Origin of the sequence: Sagittula sp. MA-2 (genome assembly GCF_030126985.1) — a bacterium.
Classification (GTDB): Bacteria; Pseudomonadota; Alphaproteobacteria; order Rhodobacterales; family Rhodobacteraceae; genus Sagittula.
Genome location: NZ_CP126145.1, coordinates 1,552,120 through 1,569,784 on the forward strand (window position 1 = coordinate 1,552,120; position 17,665 = coordinate 1,569,784).

The window sequence follows — 17,665 nt, forward strand, 5'->3', positions numbered from 1 at the left end:
GAAGGAGTCCAGACGATGGTGGTTGTGAACCGGATTGCCGGGTTTGCCGAGGAGATGGCCGGATGGCGGCGCCACATCCACATGCACCCGGAGCTGAGCCTCGACTGTCACAAGACGGCGGCCTTCGTGGTCGAACGGCTGAAGGCATTCGGCGTCGACCGGATCGAGACCGGCATCGCGGAAAGCGGTGTGGTCGCGGTCATCGACTGCGGGCCGGGGCCGGTGACCGCGCTCAGGGCCGACATGGATGCGCTGCCGATCCGGGAAGCGACCGGCGCCGAATGGGCGTCGCGAGTAGACGGGCAGATGCACGCCTGCGGCCACGACGGGCACACCGCGATGCTGTTGGGTGCGGCGAAATACCTATGCGAAACAAGGGCTTTCCGGGGGAAGGTGATCCTTGTCTTCCAGCCGGCCGAAGAGACGATCGGAGGCGGGCGCCTGATGGTGGAGAACGGCATCTTCGACCGGCACGGGGTCGAGGAGGTCTTTGCCCTGCACACCGATCCCTTTGCGGAGCTTGGCGTTTTCCGGACCAACCCGGGGTCGCTGATGGCGGCGGTGGACGACTATGCGCTGACGGTGCGGGGCAAGGGCGGCCACGCCGCCTATCCGCACGAATGCCGCGACCCGATGCCCTGTGCGGTGGCCATCGCGCAGGCGTTGCAGGCGCTGCCGCGGTCCATCGATCCGCTCGACAGCCTTGTGGTGGCGCTTACGCAGTTCCATGGCGGGACGGCGCCGAACGTCATACCGGACGCGGTGACGCTGGGGGGCACGGTGCGCAGCCTGACGCCCGTGGTTCGCGACCGGGTGGAGCAGAGGATCGCCGAGATCGTGGCGGGCGCGGCGGCGATGCACGGGGTGGAGGCGGAGCTGGACTATCGCCGGAACTATCCGCCCACGGTGAATCACCCCGAACAGACCGGATTCGCCGTCGAGGTGGCGCGCGAGGTGTCCGGGAAGGTCGTGGACGACATGCCGCCGGAGATGGGCGCGGAGGACTTTTCCTACATGCTGGAGGCCCGGCCCGGCAGTTTTCTCTTTCTGGGGCAGGGGCTTGGCCCCTCGGTCCATCACCCGGAGTTCGATTTCAACGACGATGCGGCGGTCATAGGGGCAAGTTTCTTTGCACGTCTGGTGGAACGGAGACACGCATAGTGATCATTTTTCCACCAACATTCTGGCATAGGTTGACGAAAGGTCAATGAACGACCGATTAACGTCAGTCCGAGGGTTCCGTTTTCCCGGGAACCGGAGCAGTGTGCGCGCGACAATAAGGACACGCTAGGGAGACCCGCATATGGTCATCGTGAATTCCATCGCGGCGCTGGAAGAGGAAATGACGGGGTGGCGCAGACACCTGCACCAGAACCCGGAACTGGGGCTCGACTGCTTCAAGACCGCATCCTTTGTCGTTGATAAGCTGAAGGAATTCGGGATCACCGAAATTCACGAGGGAATCGCCCGGTCTGGCGTGGTGGCGATCATCGAAGGGCGCGCGCCGGGGCGGACCATCGGGCTCAGGGCCGACATGGACGCGCTGCCGATGGAGGATCTGTCGGGGACGGACTACGCCTCGACCGTTCCGGGGCTGGCGCATACCTGCGGGCACGACGGCCATACGACGATGCTGCTGGGCGCTGCAAAGTACCTTTCCGACACCCGTAACTTTGCCGGACGTGTGGCGCTGATCTTCCAGCCGGCTGAGGAGAACGAGGGCGGCGGCCGGATCATGGTCGAAGAGGGAATCATGGACCGCTTCGGCATCGAAGAGGTCTTTGGCATCCACAATTCGCCGGGCGCGCCCGAAGGGTCGCTGAACACCAACCACGGCGCGCTGCTGGCCGGTGTCGACGAGTTCACCATCCATATCAAGGGCATAGGGGGTCACGGCGCGCAGCCGCAGAACACCGTGGACCCGGTCGTCGCGGCGGCCTCCATGGTGATGGCGATGCAGACGATCCTTGGCCGGAACGTGAACGCGCTGGACCGCGTGGTGGTCAGCGTGACGCAGATCCACACCGGGTCGGCGATGAACATCGTGCCGGAAACCGCGATGCTGAACGGGACGGTGCGCTATTACGACACCGATGCGCAGGCCACCGTGAAGTCGCGCATGGCGGAGATCGTGGAGTTCCAGGCGCGCAGCTTCGGCTGCACCGCGGAACTGGACTACGAGGACGGCTATCCGCCGACCATCAACCACCCCGAGCAGGCGGCCTTTGCCGCCGAGGTGGCGCGCGAGGTCGTGGGCGCCGAGATGGTCGACGAGGACACGCCGCCGATCATGCCGGGCGAGGATTTCTCCTACATGCTGCAGGCGCGGCCCGGAGCCTACCTGTTCCTGGGGCAGGGCGACACGCCGATCTGCCACCACCCGAAGTACGATTTCAACGACCGCATCGCGCCGATCGGGGCGAGCTTTTTCGCCCGGCTGGTGGAGCGCGCGCTGCCGATTGGTTAACGCGCGGCCCGGCGGGGCGGGTGAACGGATCGTTCGGGGGGCGCGCGGCGGGGTTAATCCGCCGTGCGCCGCAGCATGTGGTGGCGCGGTGCGGGCACATCCGCAAGCGGGTTCACCAGTCCTGACGGAAATTAACCTTTCCTGACGCGCCATAAGGGGTGAACCGGCCGGTTGAGGGGGTCGAACCGGCCGGTTGTTAACCTTTGGTCCGGCGGTCCCCCGCGGTACACGTGACGTTGCGTCACCCTTGTTAACGAATGCCGCCCGCCGGCGCGGTGCCGGCCTGAAAGCCCGGCCTGCGGGCCGTTGCGCTTGACGGCGCTGTGCGCGCCATGTGACCTCGGAACGGGAAGAAACAGGAGCGACCCATGAGTCTGGAAGAGGCAAAGACGCAGATCGATCACGCCTTCACCCGCGAGGACCTGAAAGGCCCCTCGTTCGAGAACGTGTTTGCCGGGGCGCCGTCCTTCCTGCGGCGGAAGTACACCAAGGACCTGACCGGGGTGGACGTGGCGGTGACGGGGCTGCCCTTCGACCAGGCGGTGACCAACCGGCCCGGTGCGCGGCTGGGGCCGCGGGCGATCCGCGAGGCCTCGCTCCTGCAGACGATGGACAAGCCCTACGGCTGGGATTTCGACGTGCTGTCGGAATGCGCCATCGCGGACTACGGCGACATGGCGCTGGACTATGCCATGCCGTCCGAGGTGCCCGCGCGGGTGGAGGCGCATGTGAGCGGCATCCTCGACGCGGGCGCGGCCTGCGTGGCGCTGGGGGGCGACCATTCGGTGACCTGGGGCTGCCTGCGCGCCCATGCGAAGAAACACGGGCCGCTGAGCGTGATCCAGTTCGACGCCCACACCGACACCTGGGCCGACGACGACTTCAACCGGGTCGATCACGGGACCTTCATGTACAAGGCCGCGAAGGAGGGGATCGTCGTGCCGGAGCGGTCGGTGCAGATCGGCATCCGGACGGACAACCCCGACACGCTGGGCTTCAACATCATCGATGCGCGGGAGGTCCACGAGATCGGCGCGGAGCAGGTGGCGCAGCGGGTGCACGAGATCGTGGGGCAGGCGCCCTGTTACCTGACCTTCGACATCGACGCGCTGGACCCGGCCTTTGCGCCCGGCACCGGCACGCCGGTCTGGGGCGGGCTGAGCAGCCACCAGGCGGCGGTGATCCTGCGGCGTCTGGCCGGGCTCGACCTGAAGGGCGGCGACGTGGTGGAGGTCTCTCCGCCGTTCGACACCACCGGCGCGACGGCCGTGGCCGCGGCGCATGTGGCGACGGAGATCCTGTGCCTGTGGGGCTGGCGGCGGCGCAAGGCGGTTTCCGGCTGACGCCCGGATATCGGCGAAGGCGCGCCACCTGGCGCGTCCCGCACTTTCAGAATCGCGCCGAACCGTGCAGATGCGGAACCTGTTATCCCGGAAGGACGTGGAGACGTGCGCTTATTCTTCTATCTCGTGGTGCTGTGCGTCATTGGCGGCTTGGCGTGGATCCGGTTTGCGCCGTCCGATCCTGCCTACTGGAACGTCGATCCGCAGGTGACGGCGGACCAGGACCTGGCCGACGGCGTGCGGCGGCGCATTCCGGGCGGTGAGCCGGTTTTCGAGCGGCTGAACGCGATCATCCTTGCGACGCCCCGGACGGAGGTGCTGGACGGCAGCGTGTCGGAGGGGCAGGTGACCTATATCACCCGCTCGCAGTGGATGGGCTTTCCCGATTACACAACGGTCAAGCTGAGCGACGGCGTGCTGGAGCTGTGGGCGCGGCTGCGCTTCGGCCGCGCCGACATGGGCGTGAACCGCGACCGCGTCGAGGGCTGGCTGGCGCAGCTTGGCGCGGGGCGCGACGACTAGGCCGCGCCCGGTGCCGGTGCCTCAGGACGCTTTCTCGTAGCGCGGGGCGTGTTCCGCGAAGGGCTGCATCTGTTCTTCCAGGGCGGCCGCGAATGCGGGACGTGCCGTGCCCCGGTCGCGGTAGGCCCTGAGGGTCGGGTAGGCGGCAAGCGTGTCCTCGGGCACGTCGCGCAGGACCGTCACCATCAGCACATCGGCGGCGGTGAAGCGGTTGGCGACCAGCCAGTCGCTGTCGCCGAGCGCGTCGGACAGGCGCGAGAGCTTGCGTTCGACCAGCGCGGTGACCTGCGGCACGATGCGGCCCGCGGCTTCCTTTTCCCTGGCGAAGATCGACAGGAAGGCCAGTTGCGCCACGAAGGGCTCGACCGAGTTCAGAGCGGCGAAGCACCACGAGAGGGTGCGGTCGCGGTCGGCGGTGTCCCCGGGCAGCAGGGCCGGGGAGCGTTCCGCGATGCGCCAGACGATGGCGCCGCTTTCGAAGAGCGCGGCCCCCTCGGCGTCGAGCGTCGGCACCTGGGCGAAGGGCTGGCGGGCGAGGTGCCCCGGCTCTGTCTGCTTGCCCTGTTCGATCAGTTCCACGTCGTAAGGCAGCCCCGCTTCGCGCAGCGCCCAGCGGACGCGCAGGTCGCGGACGTGGCCCTGGGCAAAATCCGGCACCCAGTCGTAGGCGGTGATGGTGATGTTCTTCATGTCCGTCTCCTCTCGCTGCATTAGGGTTGATATCAACGTGATTGGCGCGCGTCAATCCGCGCCGTCTTGACCGCGCCTGCGATTTGCGGGCAAGCAGGGCGCCATGATCCCTTCTGACCGTTTGCACCAGATCAAGGCGCGGCTCGAATATGTCGAGGCGCAGATGGCCACCGGCGGCGGGGACATCGTGGCGCTTGGCCGCGAGTTCGCCGAGCTGTCGCCCGTGGTGCGCAAGATCGCGGAGTGGGAGCGGCTGACATCCGACATCGAGGAGGCGGAAGCCATGCTGGCGGACCCGGAGATGCGGGCGCTGGCCGAAGAGGAGCTGCCGGAGCTGCGCGCGGCGCTGCCCGCGGCAGAGAAGGCCGTGCAGCTTGCGCTTCTGCCGAAGGACGCGGCGGACGCCCGCCCGGCGGTGCTGGAGATCCGGCCCGGCACGGGCGGCGACGAGGCGGCGCTGTTCGCGGGCGACCTCGCGCGGATGTACCAGCGTTATGCAGAGGCGCGCGGCTGGCGCTGGGACGTCATCGAGGAACAGATGTCCGAGCTGGGCGGAGTGAAGGAGCTGGTGGTGCGGGTCGTGGGCGAGGGGGTCTTTGCCCGGCTGAAGTTCGAATCGGGGGTGCACCGCGTGCAGCGCGTGCCGGAGACGGAATCGGGCGGGCGCATCCACACCTCTGCCGCGACGGTGGCGGTGCTGCCGGAGGCGCAGGAGGTCGACATCGCCATCGCGGCGTCGGACATCCGGATCGACACCATGCGGTCGTCCGGCGCGGGCGGGCAGCACGTCAACACCACGGATTCGGCGGTGCGGATCACCCACCTGCCGACCGGCATCGTCGTGACCTCGTCCGAGAAGTCGCAGCACCGAAACCGCGAGATCGCCATGCAGGTCCTGCGCACCCGGCTGTTCGACCTGGAGCGGTCGAAGGCGGATGCCGCGCGGTCGGCCGACCGCAAGGCGCAGGTGGGCTCGGGCGACCGGAGCGAGCGCATCCGCACCTACAACTTCCCGCAGGGGCGGATGACGGACCACCGTATCGGCCTGACGCTCTACAAGCTGGATGCGATCATGGGCGGCGATCTCGACGAGATCATCGACGCGCTGATCTCGGAACACCAGGCGGCGCTACTGGCGGAAATGGACGGGTGATGGCGGCTCTTTCGCAATACCGGACAGAGGCGGGGTGCCATGCGCGCCGCTGACCTCCTGTCGCAGGCCACGCGGCGGCTGACCGCCGCCGAAGTGGCCGATCCCGGGCGCGACGCCCGGCGGCTGATGGCGCATGTGCTGAAGGTGCCGCCGGGCCGCCTGACGCTGTTCCTGCCCGAGGAGGTCGATCCCGACCTCGAGGTCATCTACCTGACGCTGATCGAGCGGCGCGCCGACCGGGTGCCGGTCAGTCACCTCGTGGGGCGGCGGGCGTTCTACGGGCGCGATTTCCTGGTCACGCCCGAGGTGCTGGACCCGCGCCCGGAGACCGAGACGCTGATCGAGGTCGCGCTGTCCGAACCCTTCGGCACGGTGCTGGACCTCGGCACCGGGTCGGGCTGCATCCTGCTGACCCTTCTGGCGGAACGGGGCGACGCCGTGGGCTATGGCACCGACATCAGCCCCGCCGCGCTGAACGTCGCCCACTGGAACCGCAACGCCCTGAAACTGGAGGGCCGGGCGGAGTTCTGCGAGGGCAGCTGGTACGGCGCGCTGGGGGAGATGGACGAACGCTTTGACCTGATCGTGTCGAACCCGCCCTACATCGCGGTGAACGAGATGCCCTTCCTGTCGCCGGAGGTGCGCGACCACGAACCGCGCCTTGCCCTGACCGACGAGGCCGACGGGCTGAGCGCCTATCACGCGATCCTGGCGGGACATGCGCGCTGGCTTGCCCCCGGCGGACGGCTGGTGGCCGAGATCGGCGCCTCCCAGGGGATGGCGGTCAGCAAGCTTTTTGCCCGCGCCGGGCTGCGCGGTGTGCGGGTCATTCCCGACATTGACGGGCGCGACAGGGTCATCGTGGGCGTGAATTCGCCATTCTGAGGGGTTTTCCACGCAAATTTCGGCGTTTTGGGGGCATTTGCGCTTGCCGAACCCCGGTCCATATGATTATTCAGGCTCAGTTGGCTGTTGAGCGGCATCCGCCGCTCCCGCTGACGACAAGCCAACATGAAGGTGACAGAGACAGAGATTGGCGCAGGACGCGCCCGAATGTCACCAAGCCGTATCAACAGGCTGGACCAGATAAACGTATGCGCTCTTCCAAATCCCGTTCGCGGAACAAGAACAACCGCAACCGCAGCAGCTCGCTGGGCAACATCGTCAACCGGGTGTTCGATTCGAACGGACCGGAGGGCAAGGTGCGCGGCACGCCGCAGCAGATCATCGACAAGTACAACCAGCTGGCGCGCGACGCCGGGCTGGCCAACGACCGCGTCAACATGGAGAACTTCCAGCAGCACGCGGAGCACTACATGCGCATGCTGAGCGAGGCGCAGCGCGAGCAGGACCAGCGCCGCGAGCAGCAGGAAAAGGAAAACCGCGAGCGTCAGGCGCAGCGGGACCGTGACCGTTCGCAGCGCGGCGACGATCAGGGCAACGACCGCGACGACAGCAACGGCTCCGGCAACGGCGGCCAGAACAACGGTCAGAACGGCGGCCAGCACAGCGGCCAGATCGGGGGCCAGAACGGCGGCCACTCCGGCGGCCCGTCCCGGAACGAGACGCGCGGCCGCGACACCTCCGACAACCGCCCCTCCGACGTGGTGGACTTCGGCAGCGACGACGACGGCCCGGGCCTCGTGGACACGCCGGAAAGCCGGGCAGAGACCCAGCCCGAGCCGGTGAAGGCGGAGGCCCCCGCGTCCGACACGCCCGCTGCAGAGGAAAAGCCGAAGAAGCCGCGCACCCGCAAGCCCTCGACCCGCAAGAAGCCGGTCAAGAAGGATGCGGCAGAGGGGGAGGCCCCCGCAGCGGCAGAGGCACCCGCGGGTGACTCCACCCCGGATGCCGCGGAATAAACGCAGCTTTCAGAGTGCTGAAATGAAAGCCCCGCCATACGGCGGGGTTTTTCGTTTCCGGTATGGGAGCGCGGCCGTGCGTCAGTGGTCGAAGGTGCGGGCCAGCGCGCAGAACGCCTCGAGCGGGACCTGCTCGGCCCGTTCGGTCGGCGGGATGCCGACGCTCCGCAGCCGGTCCTCGATGTCGGGCGCGGCCCCCTTCAGCGCGGCGCGCAGCATCTTGCGCCGCTGGTTGAAGGCCATGGCGACGATCCGTTCCAGCGTCTTCGGGTTGGCCGGATAGCGCGGTTCGGGCAGGGCGGTCAGGTGCACCACGGCAGAGCTGACCTTCGGCGGCGGGGTGAAGGCCCCCGGCGGCAGGGTCAGGGCGATGCGCGCATCGGTGCGCCACTGCGACAGGATCGCAAGCCGCCCGTAGGCCTTGCCGCCCGGCTGCGCCACGATCCGCTCCGCCACTTCCTTCTGGAACATCAGCGTGAGCGACGACCAGACCGGCGGCCATTCGGGCGGCGTCAGCCAGCGGATCAGCAGCTCCGTGCCGACGTTGTAGGGCAGGTTGGCGCAGATCGCGATGGGCGGCTCCAGATGCGCCAGCGGATCGATCTCCAGCGCGTCGCCCTCGATCACCTCCAGCCGGCCGGGATAGGCGGCGGCGATCTCGGCAAGCGCCGGCAGGCAGCGCGCGTCCTTCTCGATCGCCAGCACCCGGCGCGCCCCTTCCGACAGCAGCCCGCGCGTCAGCCCGCCGGGGCCGGGGCCGACCTCCAGCACGTCCGTCTTCGACAGGTCGCCGGGGATGCGCGCGATGCGCGCCGTCAGGTTGAGATCCAGGAGGAAGTTCTGCCCCAGCGCCTTCTTCGCGATAAGCTGGTGCGTCGCGATCACGTCGCGCAGGGGGGGCAGGTTGTCGATCTGGCTCATGCGGTTCCATCGCCCAGCCACCGGGGCGCGTCAAGCGCCGCGACACCGGCTCCGCCCGCCCCGACCGTCCCCTTCATCTTGGCAGAAATACCTCGGGGGGTGCAGGGGGGCGGCGCCCCCCTGCGCGTGGCGACGCGGAACGCGGCGCAAGCAGACCACCCCACAGTCGGGGCCTGCCGCCGGGGCCTTCAGCCGCGCGCCAGCCGGGAAGCCATGCGCAGCGCGGCGATGGTCGAGGTCGGGTTGGCGATGCCGGTGCCCGCGATGTCGAAGGCGGTGCCGTGGTCCGGCGAGGTCCGCACGAAGGGCAGGCCCAGCGTGACGTTCACCCCTTCGTCGAAGTCCAGCGTCTTGATCGGGATCAGCGCCTGATCGTGATACATGCAGATCGCGGCGTCGTAGTCCTCGCGCGCGCGGGCGTGGAACATCGTGTCGGCGGGCAGCGGGCCGTTCAGCAGCATGCCCTCGGCGCGCAGCTTTGCCAGCACCGGCGCGATCAGCTCCATGTCCTCGCGCCCCATGCGGCCGCCTTCGCCGGCGTGGGGGTTCAGCCCCGCCACCGCCAGCACCGGCTGGTCGACGCCGAACTGGCGCACCAGCGCGTCGTGGGTGATGCGGATGCGGCGCTCCAGCAGCTCGGGCGTCAGGGCGGCAGGCACGTCGGCCAGCGCGATGTGGATGGTCACCGGCACCACCCGCAGGCGGTCGGAGGCCAGCATCATCACCACCTCGTCGACCCCGCCCAGGTGCGCCAGGAACTCGGTGTGGCCGGGATAGGCGAAGTCCGCCCCCTCGGCCAGCGCCTGCTTGTGGATCGGCAGGGTGCAGAGCGCGGCGGCCTGGCCGTCCAGCACGTGGCGCACGCCCGCCTCGATGGATTGGATCACGCCGGGGGCATGGGCCGCCTGCGGCTCACCCGGGACGCGGGGGCCGGGCATGGGCAGCGGCAGCACGGGCAGTCCGCGCGACGCGGCCTCCACCGCCTCGCCGGGATCAGCCAGCAGGACGTGGGGCACGGTTCCGGGCAGGTGCGACGGCTCGCCGATCCAGAAGAACGGCAGGCTCTCGCCAAGGATCTCCCAGGCGCGTTCGGCCAGCTCAGGGCCGATGCCTGCGGGTTCGCCGCAGCTCATGGCGATGGGGGCGGTGGGCGCCTTGGCCTTGTCGGTCTGTCGGGCCTCCGGGTCCGGCACCGGGTCGGAGGACGCCTGCCGGACCATGGTCGTCTCGCCGCCGTCGGGCGCCTCGCTGGCGCCCGGGGAGGTTACGGGATCGACCTTTTCCGCCGTCTCGCCCAGGGCGTTGCCGGTCCCCGTGCCGCGCCGCGTCATTGGTTGACGATCGTGGCGTCGGAGCGGAGCTGCGACAGGTAGCCTTCGGCAAGCTGGCCGATGCGCTGGTTGCGCAGGGAACCGAAGACCTGTTCGCGGTCGGGGCCTTCGTCTTCGGCGATCCCGGCGGTCCTGCCGCAGAGCATCAGGAGCACCAGCGTCTGGCCGTCCGCGCGGGTCAGCGCGGTCGACACCTCGCCCGGGTCAAGCTTCGACAGCTCGTAGGCGATGTCGGTGGGGATCTCGTTCACCGGCAGCGTGCCGCGGTCGAGCACTTCCGGCGGCTGACCCTTGGCCACGCCGTAGAGGTCGTCGCAGCGGTCGGTCCGGTCGGCGATGCCCTGCGCCTTGGCGAGGTTCTCGGGCGTGCGGCCGCCGGGGATGTAGTACGCGGCGTATTCCACGGCGGCGGTCGGGGGCGACTGGTATTCGCCCTCTTCGATGGCGCGGAGCTGGAAGAGCGCCATGGCGCCCTGCAGCGGGATCGGGTCGGAGACCTGGCCGGGCGCGAGGCCCAGCACGATGGGTTGCAGCGGCCCCGGCAGTTCCGACAGCGAGCGCCACGGCAGTTGCCCGCCCGCCCCGCGCGAGGCGGTGGCGGAGAAGCGCCGCGCCTGCGCCGAGAAGGCGCCGGTGTCGTCGAGCTGCGCGATGCGCTCGGCCCGTTCGCGGACGACCTCTTCCTGGCCCGGGGGCATCGGCATGATGATCTCGGACAACAGGACGCGCACGTTGGAGGTGCCGTTCTGGCCCTCGAGGGCGCGGTCGACCTCCTCGTCGGACACGCTGGCGCGCCCGGCGAAACGCTGTTGCACCAGCATCCGCCAGGAGACGCCCGCGCGCACGAAGTCGCGGAAGGTTTCCTCGTCGACGCCGGCCTGTGCCAGCGCCTGGGTGAACTGTTCGCGGGTCAGGCTGGCGCGGCTGGCGAATTCCTCCATCCCGTCGAGTATCTCCTCGGGGGAGGGCTGGATGCCGGCGTCGCGGGCAGCCTGCAGGCGCAGGCGGTCGTCGATAAGCTGTTCGCGCGCCACCTTGTTCAGGTCGCCGGGGGCACGCATGACCTGGAGCATCCGCTTGCGCTGTTCCAGCTCGTAGCCGGTGATGACCTGCTCGTTCACGATGACGACGGGCGAGAAGAGGCTCTGTGCCGCAACGGGGGTGCCCTGCGCAGCGGCAATGGCGATGCCGAGCGCAAGCGACGCGGCGGTGAGAGAGGTTTTCAGCGACATATGCGGCGATACTCCTTGGCACTGTCGTCGGCGCCGAAGCCGTGCAGCGCGACGGTCAGTTGGATGTCCGTGGACGGCTCCAGGTTGGTGGCCGAGGCGAATTCGCGTGTCGCCCCGACGTCTACCTGGATGCATTCGTTGCGGTATTGCAAGCCGAGGCCCACGCGGTCAAGGCGCCGGTCGGCAAGATCGTACCGAACCTCGGTCGAGGTTTCCCAGTGGCGGGTCACGCGGTAGCGTCCGTCAAAGGTCCATTCGGAAACGGCCTTGTCCCGAAGCTCGTCGGGGTCGGTGACCAGCAGCACGTAGGAGGCGCCGAGGTCCATGCGGGTGTTGGACCAGCCGGCGCGCGCCTCGGCCTTGGTGAAGCGGTTGTCCTCGTCGAGCAGGCCGCGCGCGGTGAGCGTGATACCCAGCGGGTTGGCGAAGCGCCCGGCGATGAGCCAGTCGCTTTCGAGGCTGTCGAGACCGGAGGACCGGGTGAATTCCGAGTCGATGTCCTCGCGCCAGAGGCGGCCCATGGTCAGCGCGGCGGACCAGCCGCCCGGCGCCTCGTGCAGCCAGCGCACCCCCGCGGCAAAGGTCATGCCGTGCTCGCGACGGTCGGCGGCGGGGTAGCGGGAAAGCGAGAGCAGGTTGGCCTCGTCGAACTCGACGCGGGTCGATTCCTCGTTGGCGTTCTTCGCGCGCGATCCGCCGACCCAGCCGATCTGCGCCACAGGCTCGAGGAGGGTGCGGCCGCCGTTCATGCCCTTGCGCTGGAGCGGCCAGCGCAGTTCCACCGAGGCGCCGGGGGTGACGCGGGTGATCCGGTCGGGCACGGCGGCATCCTGGTCGGTGATGTAGTGGTCGACCCAGAGATGGCCTTCGAGACCCAGCCGGAAGCCGGGGCCCATGGTCCAGCGCTCGCGCCAGCTGCCGTCGATGTTGAGCCGCGCGGTGTCGCGGCCGTCGGTGATGTTGTCGGCGTCGTCGCTGTCGACGTCGAGCTTGCTTTCGCGGTAGAGGCCGCTGGCTTCGAGCGACAGCCGGAATTCGCCCGGCACGCGCGACCACAGGAACCGCCGGTCGGTGTGCATGGAAGCGGTCAGCCCGGGCTGTGTGGCGTTCGCCTCGTACTGGCGGAGGGTCTGGTGGCTGGTCAGGCCGAAGCTGATGCGGCGGTCGGTGCGCACCCGGGCCAGGGTCACGGTGCTGGCCAGACGGTCGCTGTCCTCGATCGAGTAGTCGTTGAGGTAGGCCTCGTCCGAGACGGAGCGCAGCGCGAAGGTCAGCGTGTAGTCGCGCGGCAGGCTGAAGACCCCGTCGGCAAAGATGTAGCCGCGCAGCTGCTCGTCCCGGAAGCTGTCGGAAGACAGCGCCCCGGTCAGCGTCAGCTTCCCGCTGCGGAAGGCGCGGCGGTAGCGGAATTCGAGCGTGCGGGATTTGGTCGTCAGGTGCGGGGCGAGCGTCAGGTCCTGGTGGTCGCCGATGGGGATGAAGTACGGCACCTTCACGCCGAAGCCCAGCAGCGTCGAGGAGGTGAAGGTCGGGAACAGGAAGCCGCGCGCCCGGTCGAGCGTCGGGTCGGGCAGGCGAAGCCGCGGCAGCCAGAACACGGGCACGTCGAGCAGACGGATCTGCGCATCGTCGAAGTAGAGCAGGCGCTCTTCCTGGTCGTGCACCACGCGGGCGGCGCGGATCTGCCAGAGCGGCACCTGGTTCCTGCCGCAGACCTGGCAGGAGGTGGCGGCGACGCGGCGCAGTTGCGTGTAGCGGCCGTCGACGCGCTGCGCCTCGACCGCGGCAAGCTGCATCTGCTGGTCGATGACCATGCGCGCGCCCTTCAGGAGGCCGTTGCGGAAGCCCTCGTCCAGCTCTGCCTCGGAGGCGAGAATGATGACGCCCTGTTCGGGATCGGTGATGCGGATCGGCCCGGTGATCGAGAGCTTGTCGTCGGCCCGGTCATAGGTGATCGCCGATGCGGTCAGCCGGGTCGTGCCTTGCAGCGCCTCGACGTTGCCTGTGGCGACCAGCGTTTCCTCTCCGTCGATGAAGACGTTGTCGGCCACGAGGAGCGCGGGCGCCTCTTCTTCCTCCGTCGCCTGCTGGGCGGCGGCAGGGGTGGCCGTCGTCATGAGGGCGGGCAGGGGCGCAAGCCAGAGCGCGGCACAGGCCGCGGCGCGGAGGGCGGCGCGCGTCAGCGCACGGGGCGATTGCCCCGCCGGGGGCGTGGCCAGCGGCAGAAGCGGCACGATGCGTCTTCCTCGTGTCATCCGTCCTCCATGTGCAGGACCAGTCCCATGGCCAGCAGGACGGAGGCGATGGGGGGCACCCATGCCGCGACAACCGGGGCGAGCTGGCCGTTTTCGCCCATGATCTGCGCGAAGCTTCGCACGTAATAAAGCCCGAATCCAAGCAGCACCGCAGAGAGCACGGCAAGTCCGGTGCGCGCAAGCCGTGTCGGCTGCATCGTGAAGGCCGCGCCGACCAGCACCATGGCCACGAGGAACAGCGGCCGGGCCAGCTCCATGTTATACCATACGATGTGGCGGCGGGCAGAGAAACCGGCCTCTTCCAGCCCGGCGATGAACTGCGGCAGGTCCCAGATCGCGACCGCCGAGGGCCGCCCGAACCTGTCGCGGATGCTTTCGCGGGTGAGGGTGGAGGGCAGCTCGTACTCGTCGTGGATGCGCGCGCCGAGCTCGGGGTTGAGGCCGGGGGTCAGCGGCCAGGCCTTGGCGTCGGTCAGGTGCCACGCGCCTTCGGCGAGGGCTGCGCTTTCGGCCTGGATGCGCATGGCCGGGCCGCCGTCGGGCGCGTAGGTGACGATGGAGACGTCGAAAAGTTCTGTCGCTTCCGGGTTGGCGCGGGCGGCGCGGATCACCGACTGGCCGTCTTCGCCGCCCTGCCGCAGCCAGAGGCCCTCCGGCCCGAAGGACACGGCGGAGGTGTTGCCGGACTCGTATGCCTCGCGCAGGTCGGCGTAGCGTTTGGAGGTGGCGGCGACGATCGGGTTCATCATGGCGACGATGAGCGCGCCGATCAGCAGCGCCACCGTGGCCGGTGCCATGAGCGCGGTCAGGCCCGAGCGACCGGCGGCGCGGGTCGCCACGAGTTCGGAGGACCGCGACAGCCCGATGAACATTGCCACCGTGGCGAGGATCATCACCAGCGGCAGGATCTCGTAGAGGCCCTCGGGCAGCTTGAGGATGACCAGTTGCAGGGTTTCGCCGAAGCTGACCTCATCGCCCAGCTGGCGCAGTTCGTCGATCAGGTCGAGCAGCGCCTGGAACAGCGCGAAGACGGCGAAGATGCTGAGGAACAGCCAGAGGAAGCGGCGGGCATAGTAGACGTGCAGGGTCACGCGGCGGCCTCCGTCGTGCGGATGCGTTTCGGCCGGAAGGGCCGGGAGGCCTGCCAGAGCAGCGCCCACGTGAAGGCGAGGCCGGTCGCGCTCGGGGCATAGATCAGTGGCCAGAGTTTGGGATAGCGGACCACGGGGTCGGTGACCGCGCTTTCGACCAGTTTCACCACCACCAGCAGGAAGATGGCGAAGACGATCTGCCGGGTCACGCCGAAGCGCGAGAAGCCGCCGACCATCAGGGCGGAATAGCCGATCAGCGCCGCCACGACGCAGAGCAGCGGCCCCTGGAACCGCATGTGCGCCTCTTCCAGCACCTCGCCGGTTTCCTCCCCCGTTTCGACGGCGATACCGTCGGTGTTGAACAGCAGTTCCGTGGTGGGGATCGCGTCGAGCTTGCGGCGCTTCTGCGGGCTGGCGGTGATCAGCCCGGTGAGGTCGTAGGTGAAGTCCGAGAAGTTGGTGGTCGACAGCCGCATCTCGGTCATGTCCATGGTCTGCGCGAGACCGGCGAGCATGACCATCTTCGGCCCCTCGTCGTCGCGGATCAGGTAGGCGCGGTCGGCGGTGTAGATGATGTCGCGATCCGGCTGGCGCCGGTCCGACAGGAGCACGTCCTGCAGCGTGCCTTCGGGGGTGATGTCCCGGATGTAGAAGGTGATGCCCTTCGAGGGATGCAGGAAGGTGCCTTCGCGCAGGAGCCGCGCCGAGACGGAGCTGGACAGTTCCTGTTCGCGCATCCGGAGCTGTTTCAGCGATTGCGGCACGAGGACATGGGTCAGGACGCTCATCATCAGGGTGACGGTGAGGCCGAAGACCAGCACCGGGCGCGCCAGCCGCCACGGCGAGAAGCCGGTGGCCTTGACCACGGTCAGCTCGGAATCGCCGGACAGCCGGTTGGTGACGTAGACCGCCGCGGCAAAGCTTGCCATCGGCAGCACGAGCGCGATCACCGCGGGCAGCGACAGGGCTGTGAACTCCAGCACGATGCGGGCGGAATGGCCGTCGTTGATGAGCCGGTCGAACAGCACCACGGCGCGGTTCACCCAGTAGACGGACACAAGCACGAGCGCGAAAAATCCGAAAAGCACCATCAGTTGCGACAGAACATATCTGTCGAATCTCTGCACGCCGTGTAACCCCCCGGTCCTTTCTGGTTGGCGGGCAGTCTAGGCGAAAGGTCAGGCGGGGGGAAGGTGGCTCTGGCCTTCCGCGACGGGCGCGGCTAGGTCTTTGGGCAAGGACACGCTCAACGACGCCCGCGCGGACCGTGCGGGGCCGGGGCCGGCGGAGGCCGCCCCTCAGCACACGACAAGGAGAACCCAAGATGACAGAGCTGCGCGACATCCGTTTTGCCGAGACCGACCTCGAAGCGCTGGCCGGGGCGGCGGGCGCCGTGGCGGTGCTGGTGCCTGCCGAGGGCACCATGGGCCCGGGCGCGCGGCGGCTGAACCGGCTGACCAAGGGCGCGGTGAAGCGGGCGCTGGACAGCGAGGCCTTCGAGAAGCTGGGCGCGGGCGAGGCGATGGCACTGGCCTGGCCGGTGGGCATGGCGGCGGACGTGGCGCTGGTGGTGAAGCTGCCGCGCCGCCCCTCGGTGACGGAGGCCCGCAAGGCCGGTGCCGCGCTCGCCAAGGCCGCCGGATCGAAGGAGCTGACCGTGGTCGTCGACGGCACCAAGCGCGTGGCGCAGATGGGCCTCGGGATCGCTCTGCGCGGCTATGCCTTCACCGCCCGCAAGTCGAAGGCGGAGGACCCGCTGGGCGCCGCCACGCTGATGGTGAAATCGGTCGAGGAGGCGGAGGGCGCCTTTGCCGCCGTCAAGGCCGTGGCCGAAGGCGTGGCCTTCACCCGCGACCTGACGTCGGAACCCGCCAACGTGCTGGGCACGGTGGAATTCGCCAACCGGCTGGAGGCGCTGCGCGACCTCGGGCTGGAGGTCGAGGTGCTGGACGAGGACAAGCTCGAAGATCTGGGCATGGGCGCGCTGCTGGGCGTCGGCATGGGCTCGGCGATGCCGTCCAAGGTCGTCGTGATGCGCTGGAAGGGCGCGGAGGGCGCGCCGCTGGCGCTGATCGGCAAGGGCGTGGTCTTCGACACCGGGGGCATCTCGCTGAAGCCCGCCGCGGGCATGGAAGACATGACCATGGACATGGGCGGCGCGGGCGTGGTTTCGGGCGTGATGAAGACGCTGGCGCTGCGCAAGGCCAAGGCGCATGTGGTCGGCATGGTGGGCCTCGTGGAGAACATGCCCTCGGACCGCGCGCAGCGTCCGGGCGACATCGTGACCTCGATGAAGGGCGACACGATCGAGGTCATCAACACCGATGCCGAAGGGCGGCTGGTGTTGGCCGATGTGCTCTGGCATGCGCAGGAGAGCGAGAAGCCGGCGGCCATCGTCGACCTTGCCACGCTGACCGGCGCCTGCATCATCGCGCTGGGGCACGAGAACGCCGCGGTCTTCTCGAACGACGACGCCTTTGCCGGGGATTTCCTGAAAGCGGCGGAGGCCGAGGGCGAGGGCGCGTGGCGGATGCCGATGGGCAAGGCCTACGACGACATGCTCAAGAGCCAGAAGGCCGACATGAAGAACATCGGCGGGCGGCCCGCGGGCTCCATCACCGCGGCGCAGTTCCTGCGGCGCTTCGTGAAGGAGGGGACCCCCTGGATCCACCTCGACATCGCGGGCGTGGCACAGGTGAGCGCCGACACCGCGCTGGCGCCGAAGGGCGCGACCGGATGGGGTGTCATGTCGCTCGACCGGCTGGTGCGCGACAAGTTCGAGACGGAGTGATCCGGGG

Annotated in this window: 15 protein-coding genes; 8 read left to right on the forward strand and 7 right to left on the reverse strand. The window is 68.9% G+C overall.

Annotated features, from left to right (window positions below; genetic code table 11):
• The first annotated feature begins 15 nt into the window (after window positions 1-15).
• From QNI11_RS07785 to QNI11_RS07800, 4 genes are all read left to right on the forward strand, one after another.
• Window positions 16-1,161 carry an amidohydrolase gene (locus QNI11_RS07785; protein WP_283982968.1) on the forward strand — a complete coding sequence of 382 codons (1,146 nt, stop codon included), beginning with the start codon at window positions 16-18 and terminating at the stop codon, window positions 1,159-1,161.
• A 142-nt stretch (window positions 1,162-1,303) separates the two neighbouring features.
• Complete coding sequence (locus tag QNI11_RS07790; RefSeq protein WP_100927082.1) at window positions 1,304-2,467, forward strand: M20 aminoacylase family protein; 1,164 nt, start codon at window positions 1,304-1,306, stop codon at window positions 2,465-2,467.
• Between the two features lie 368 nt (window positions 2,468-2,835).
• Entirely contained in the window at window positions 2,836-3,810 is a 975-nt protein-coding gene (gene speB, locus QNI11_RS07795; RefSeq protein ID WP_100927081.1) for an agmatinase, read from the forward strand.
• 105 nt (window positions 3,811-3,915) lie between these two features.
• Window positions 3,916-4,332: a DUF1499 domain-containing protein gene (locus QNI11_RS07800; protein ID WP_100927080.1), complete on the forward strand. Its 417-nt coding sequence runs from the start codon at window positions 3,916-3,918 to the stop codon at window positions 4,330-4,332.
• 21 nt (window positions 4,333-4,353) lie between these two features.
• On the opposite strand, the gene QNI11_RS07805 is transcribed toward QNI11_RS07800, so the two are convergent.
• Entirely contained in the window at window positions 4,354-5,022 is a 669-nt protein-coding gene (locus tag QNI11_RS07805; RefSeq protein ID WP_283982969.1) for a glutathione S-transferase family protein, read from the reverse strand.
• 103 nt (window positions 5,023-5,125) lie between these two features.
• Here QNI11_RS07805 and prfA point away from each other — a divergent pair, with 103 nt between their 5' ends.
• The 3 genes from prfA (at window position 5,126) to QNI11_RS07820 (ending at window position 8,037) form a co-directional block, all read left to right on the forward strand.
• Window positions 5,126-6,175, forward strand: a complete 1,050-nt coding sequence (gene prfA / locus QNI11_RS07810; protein WP_100927078.1) for a peptide chain release factor 1 — start codon at window positions 5,126-5,128, stop codon at window positions 6,173-6,175.
• A gap of 39 nt (window positions 6,176-6,214) precedes the next feature.
• Entirely contained in the window at window positions 6,215-7,060 is an 846-nt protein-coding gene (prmC, locus tag QNI11_RS07815; protein WP_283982970.1) for a peptide chain release factor N(5)-glutamine methyltransferase, read from the forward strand.
• A 209-nt stretch (window positions 7,061-7,269) separates the two neighbouring features.
• The gene (locus tag QNI11_RS07820; protein WP_283982971.1) at window positions 7,270-8,037 is read left to right on the forward strand and encodes a DUF4167 domain-containing protein; all 768 of its coding nucleotides are present in this window, start codon (window positions 7,270-7,272) and stop codon (window positions 8,035-8,037) included.
• A gap of 81 nt (window positions 8,038-8,118) precedes the next feature.
• Here the strand turns inward: QNI11_RS07820 and rsmA are convergent, their stop codons facing one another.
• The 6 genes from rsmA to lptF form a co-directional block, all read right to left on the reverse strand.
• On the reverse strand, window positions 8,119-8,958 hold the full coding sequence (rsmA, locus tag QNI11_RS07825) for a 16S rRNA (adenine(1518)-N(6)/adenine(1519)-N(6))-dimethyltransferase RsmA (RefSeq protein ID WP_283982973.1): 840 nt from the start codon (window positions 8,956-8,958) through the stop codon (window positions 8,119-8,121).
• A 188-nt stretch (window positions 8,959-9,146) separates the two neighbouring features.
• Entirely contained in the window at window positions 9,147-10,091 is a 945-nt protein-coding gene (pdxA, locus tag QNI11_RS07830) for a 4-hydroxythreonine-4-phosphate dehydrogenase PdxA (protein WP_373418443.1), read from the reverse strand.
• 194 nt (window positions 10,092-10,285) lie between these two features.
• Window positions 10,286-11,521, reverse strand: coding sequence for a peptidylprolyl isomerase (locus tag QNI11_RS07835; RefSeq protein ID WP_283982975.1), 1,236 nt, complete (start codon window positions 11,519-11,521; stop codon window positions 10,286-10,288).
• Window positions 11,512-13,776 (reverse strand): LPS-assembly protein LptD, encoded by a 2,265-nt coding sequence (locus tag QNI11_RS07840; RefSeq protein WP_283982976.1) that lies wholly within the window; start codon window positions 13,774-13,776, stop codon window positions 11,512-11,514. The genes QNI11_RS07835 and QNI11_RS07840 overlap by 10 nt, the downstream gene beginning before the upstream one ends.
• Window positions 13,773-14,867, reverse strand: coding sequence for an LPS export ABC transporter permease LptG (lptG, locus tag QNI11_RS07845; protein WP_283982977.1), 1,095 nt, complete (start codon window positions 14,865-14,867; stop codon window positions 13,773-13,775). The genes QNI11_RS07840 and lptG overlap by 4 nt, the downstream gene beginning before the upstream one ends.
• Complete coding sequence (gene lptF, locus QNI11_RS07850; protein ID WP_283982978.1) at window positions 14,864-15,994, reverse strand: LPS export ABC transporter permease LptF; 1,131 nt, start codon at window positions 15,992-15,994, stop codon at window positions 14,864-14,866. Before lptF ends, lptG begins: the two co-directional genes overlap by 4 nt.
• A 197-nt stretch (window positions 15,995-16,191) precedes the next feature.
• Between lptF and QNI11_RS07855 the strand changes: the two genes are divergently transcribed.
• Window positions 16,192-17,658: a leucyl aminopeptidase gene (locus QNI11_RS07855; RefSeq protein WP_283982979.1), complete on the forward strand. Its 1,467-nt coding sequence runs from the start codon at window positions 16,192-16,194 to the stop codon at window positions 17,656-17,658.
• Window positions 17,659-17,665: the final 7 nt, after the last annotated feature.

What these genes read in the sequence shown, in the direction of transcription:
- QNI11_RS07840 (WP_283982976.1), bottom strand. Translation starts at nt 13,776, where the DNA reads ATGACACGAGGAAGACGCATCGTGCCGCTTCTGCCGCTGGCCACGCCC.
- pdxA (WP_373418443.1), bottom strand. Translation starts at nt 10,091, where the DNA reads ATGAGCTGCGGCGAACCCGCAGGCATCGGCCCTGAGCTGGCCGAACGC.
- QNI11_RS07835 (WP_283982975.1), bottom strand. Translation starts at nt 11,521, where the DNA reads ATGTCGCTGAAAACCTCTCTCACCGCCGCGTCGCTTGCGCTCGGCATC.
- prmC (WP_283982970.1), top strand. Translation starts at nt 6,215, where the DNA reads ATGCGCGCCGCTGACCTCCTGTCGCAGGCCACGCGGCGGCTGACCGCC.
- QNI11_RS07785 (WP_283982968.1), top strand. Translation starts at nt 16, where the DNA reads ATGGTGGTTGTGAACCGGATTGCCGGGTTTGCCGAGGAGATGGCCGGA.
- rsmA (WP_283982973.1), bottom strand. Translation starts at nt 8,958, where the DNA reads ATGAGCCAGATCGACAACCTGCCCCCCCTGCGCGACGTGATCGCGACG.
- QNI11_RS07805 (WP_283982969.1), bottom strand. Translation starts at nt 5,022, where the DNA reads ATGAAGAACATCACCATCACCGCCTACGACTGGGTGCCGGATTTTGCC.
- speB (WP_100927081.1), top strand. Translation starts at nt 2,836, where the DNA reads ATGAGTCTGGAAGAGGCAAAGACGCAGATCGATCACGCCTTCACCCGC.
- prfA (WP_100927078.1), top strand. Translation starts at nt 5,126, where the DNA reads ATGATCCCTTCTGACCGTTTGCACCAGATCAAGGCGCGGCTCGAATAT.
- QNI11_RS07820 (WP_283982971.1), top strand. Translation starts at nt 7,270, where the DNA reads ATGCGCTCTTCCAAATCCCGTTCGCGGAACAAGAACAACCGCAACCGC.
- QNI11_RS07855 (WP_283982979.1), top strand. Translation starts at nt 16,192, where the DNA reads ATGACAGAGCTGCGCGACATCCGTTTTGCCGAGACCGACCTCGAAGCG.
- QNI11_RS07790 (WP_100927082.1), top strand. Translation starts at nt 1,304, where the DNA reads ATGGTCATCGTGAATTCCATCGCGGCGCTGGAAGAGGAAATGACGGGG.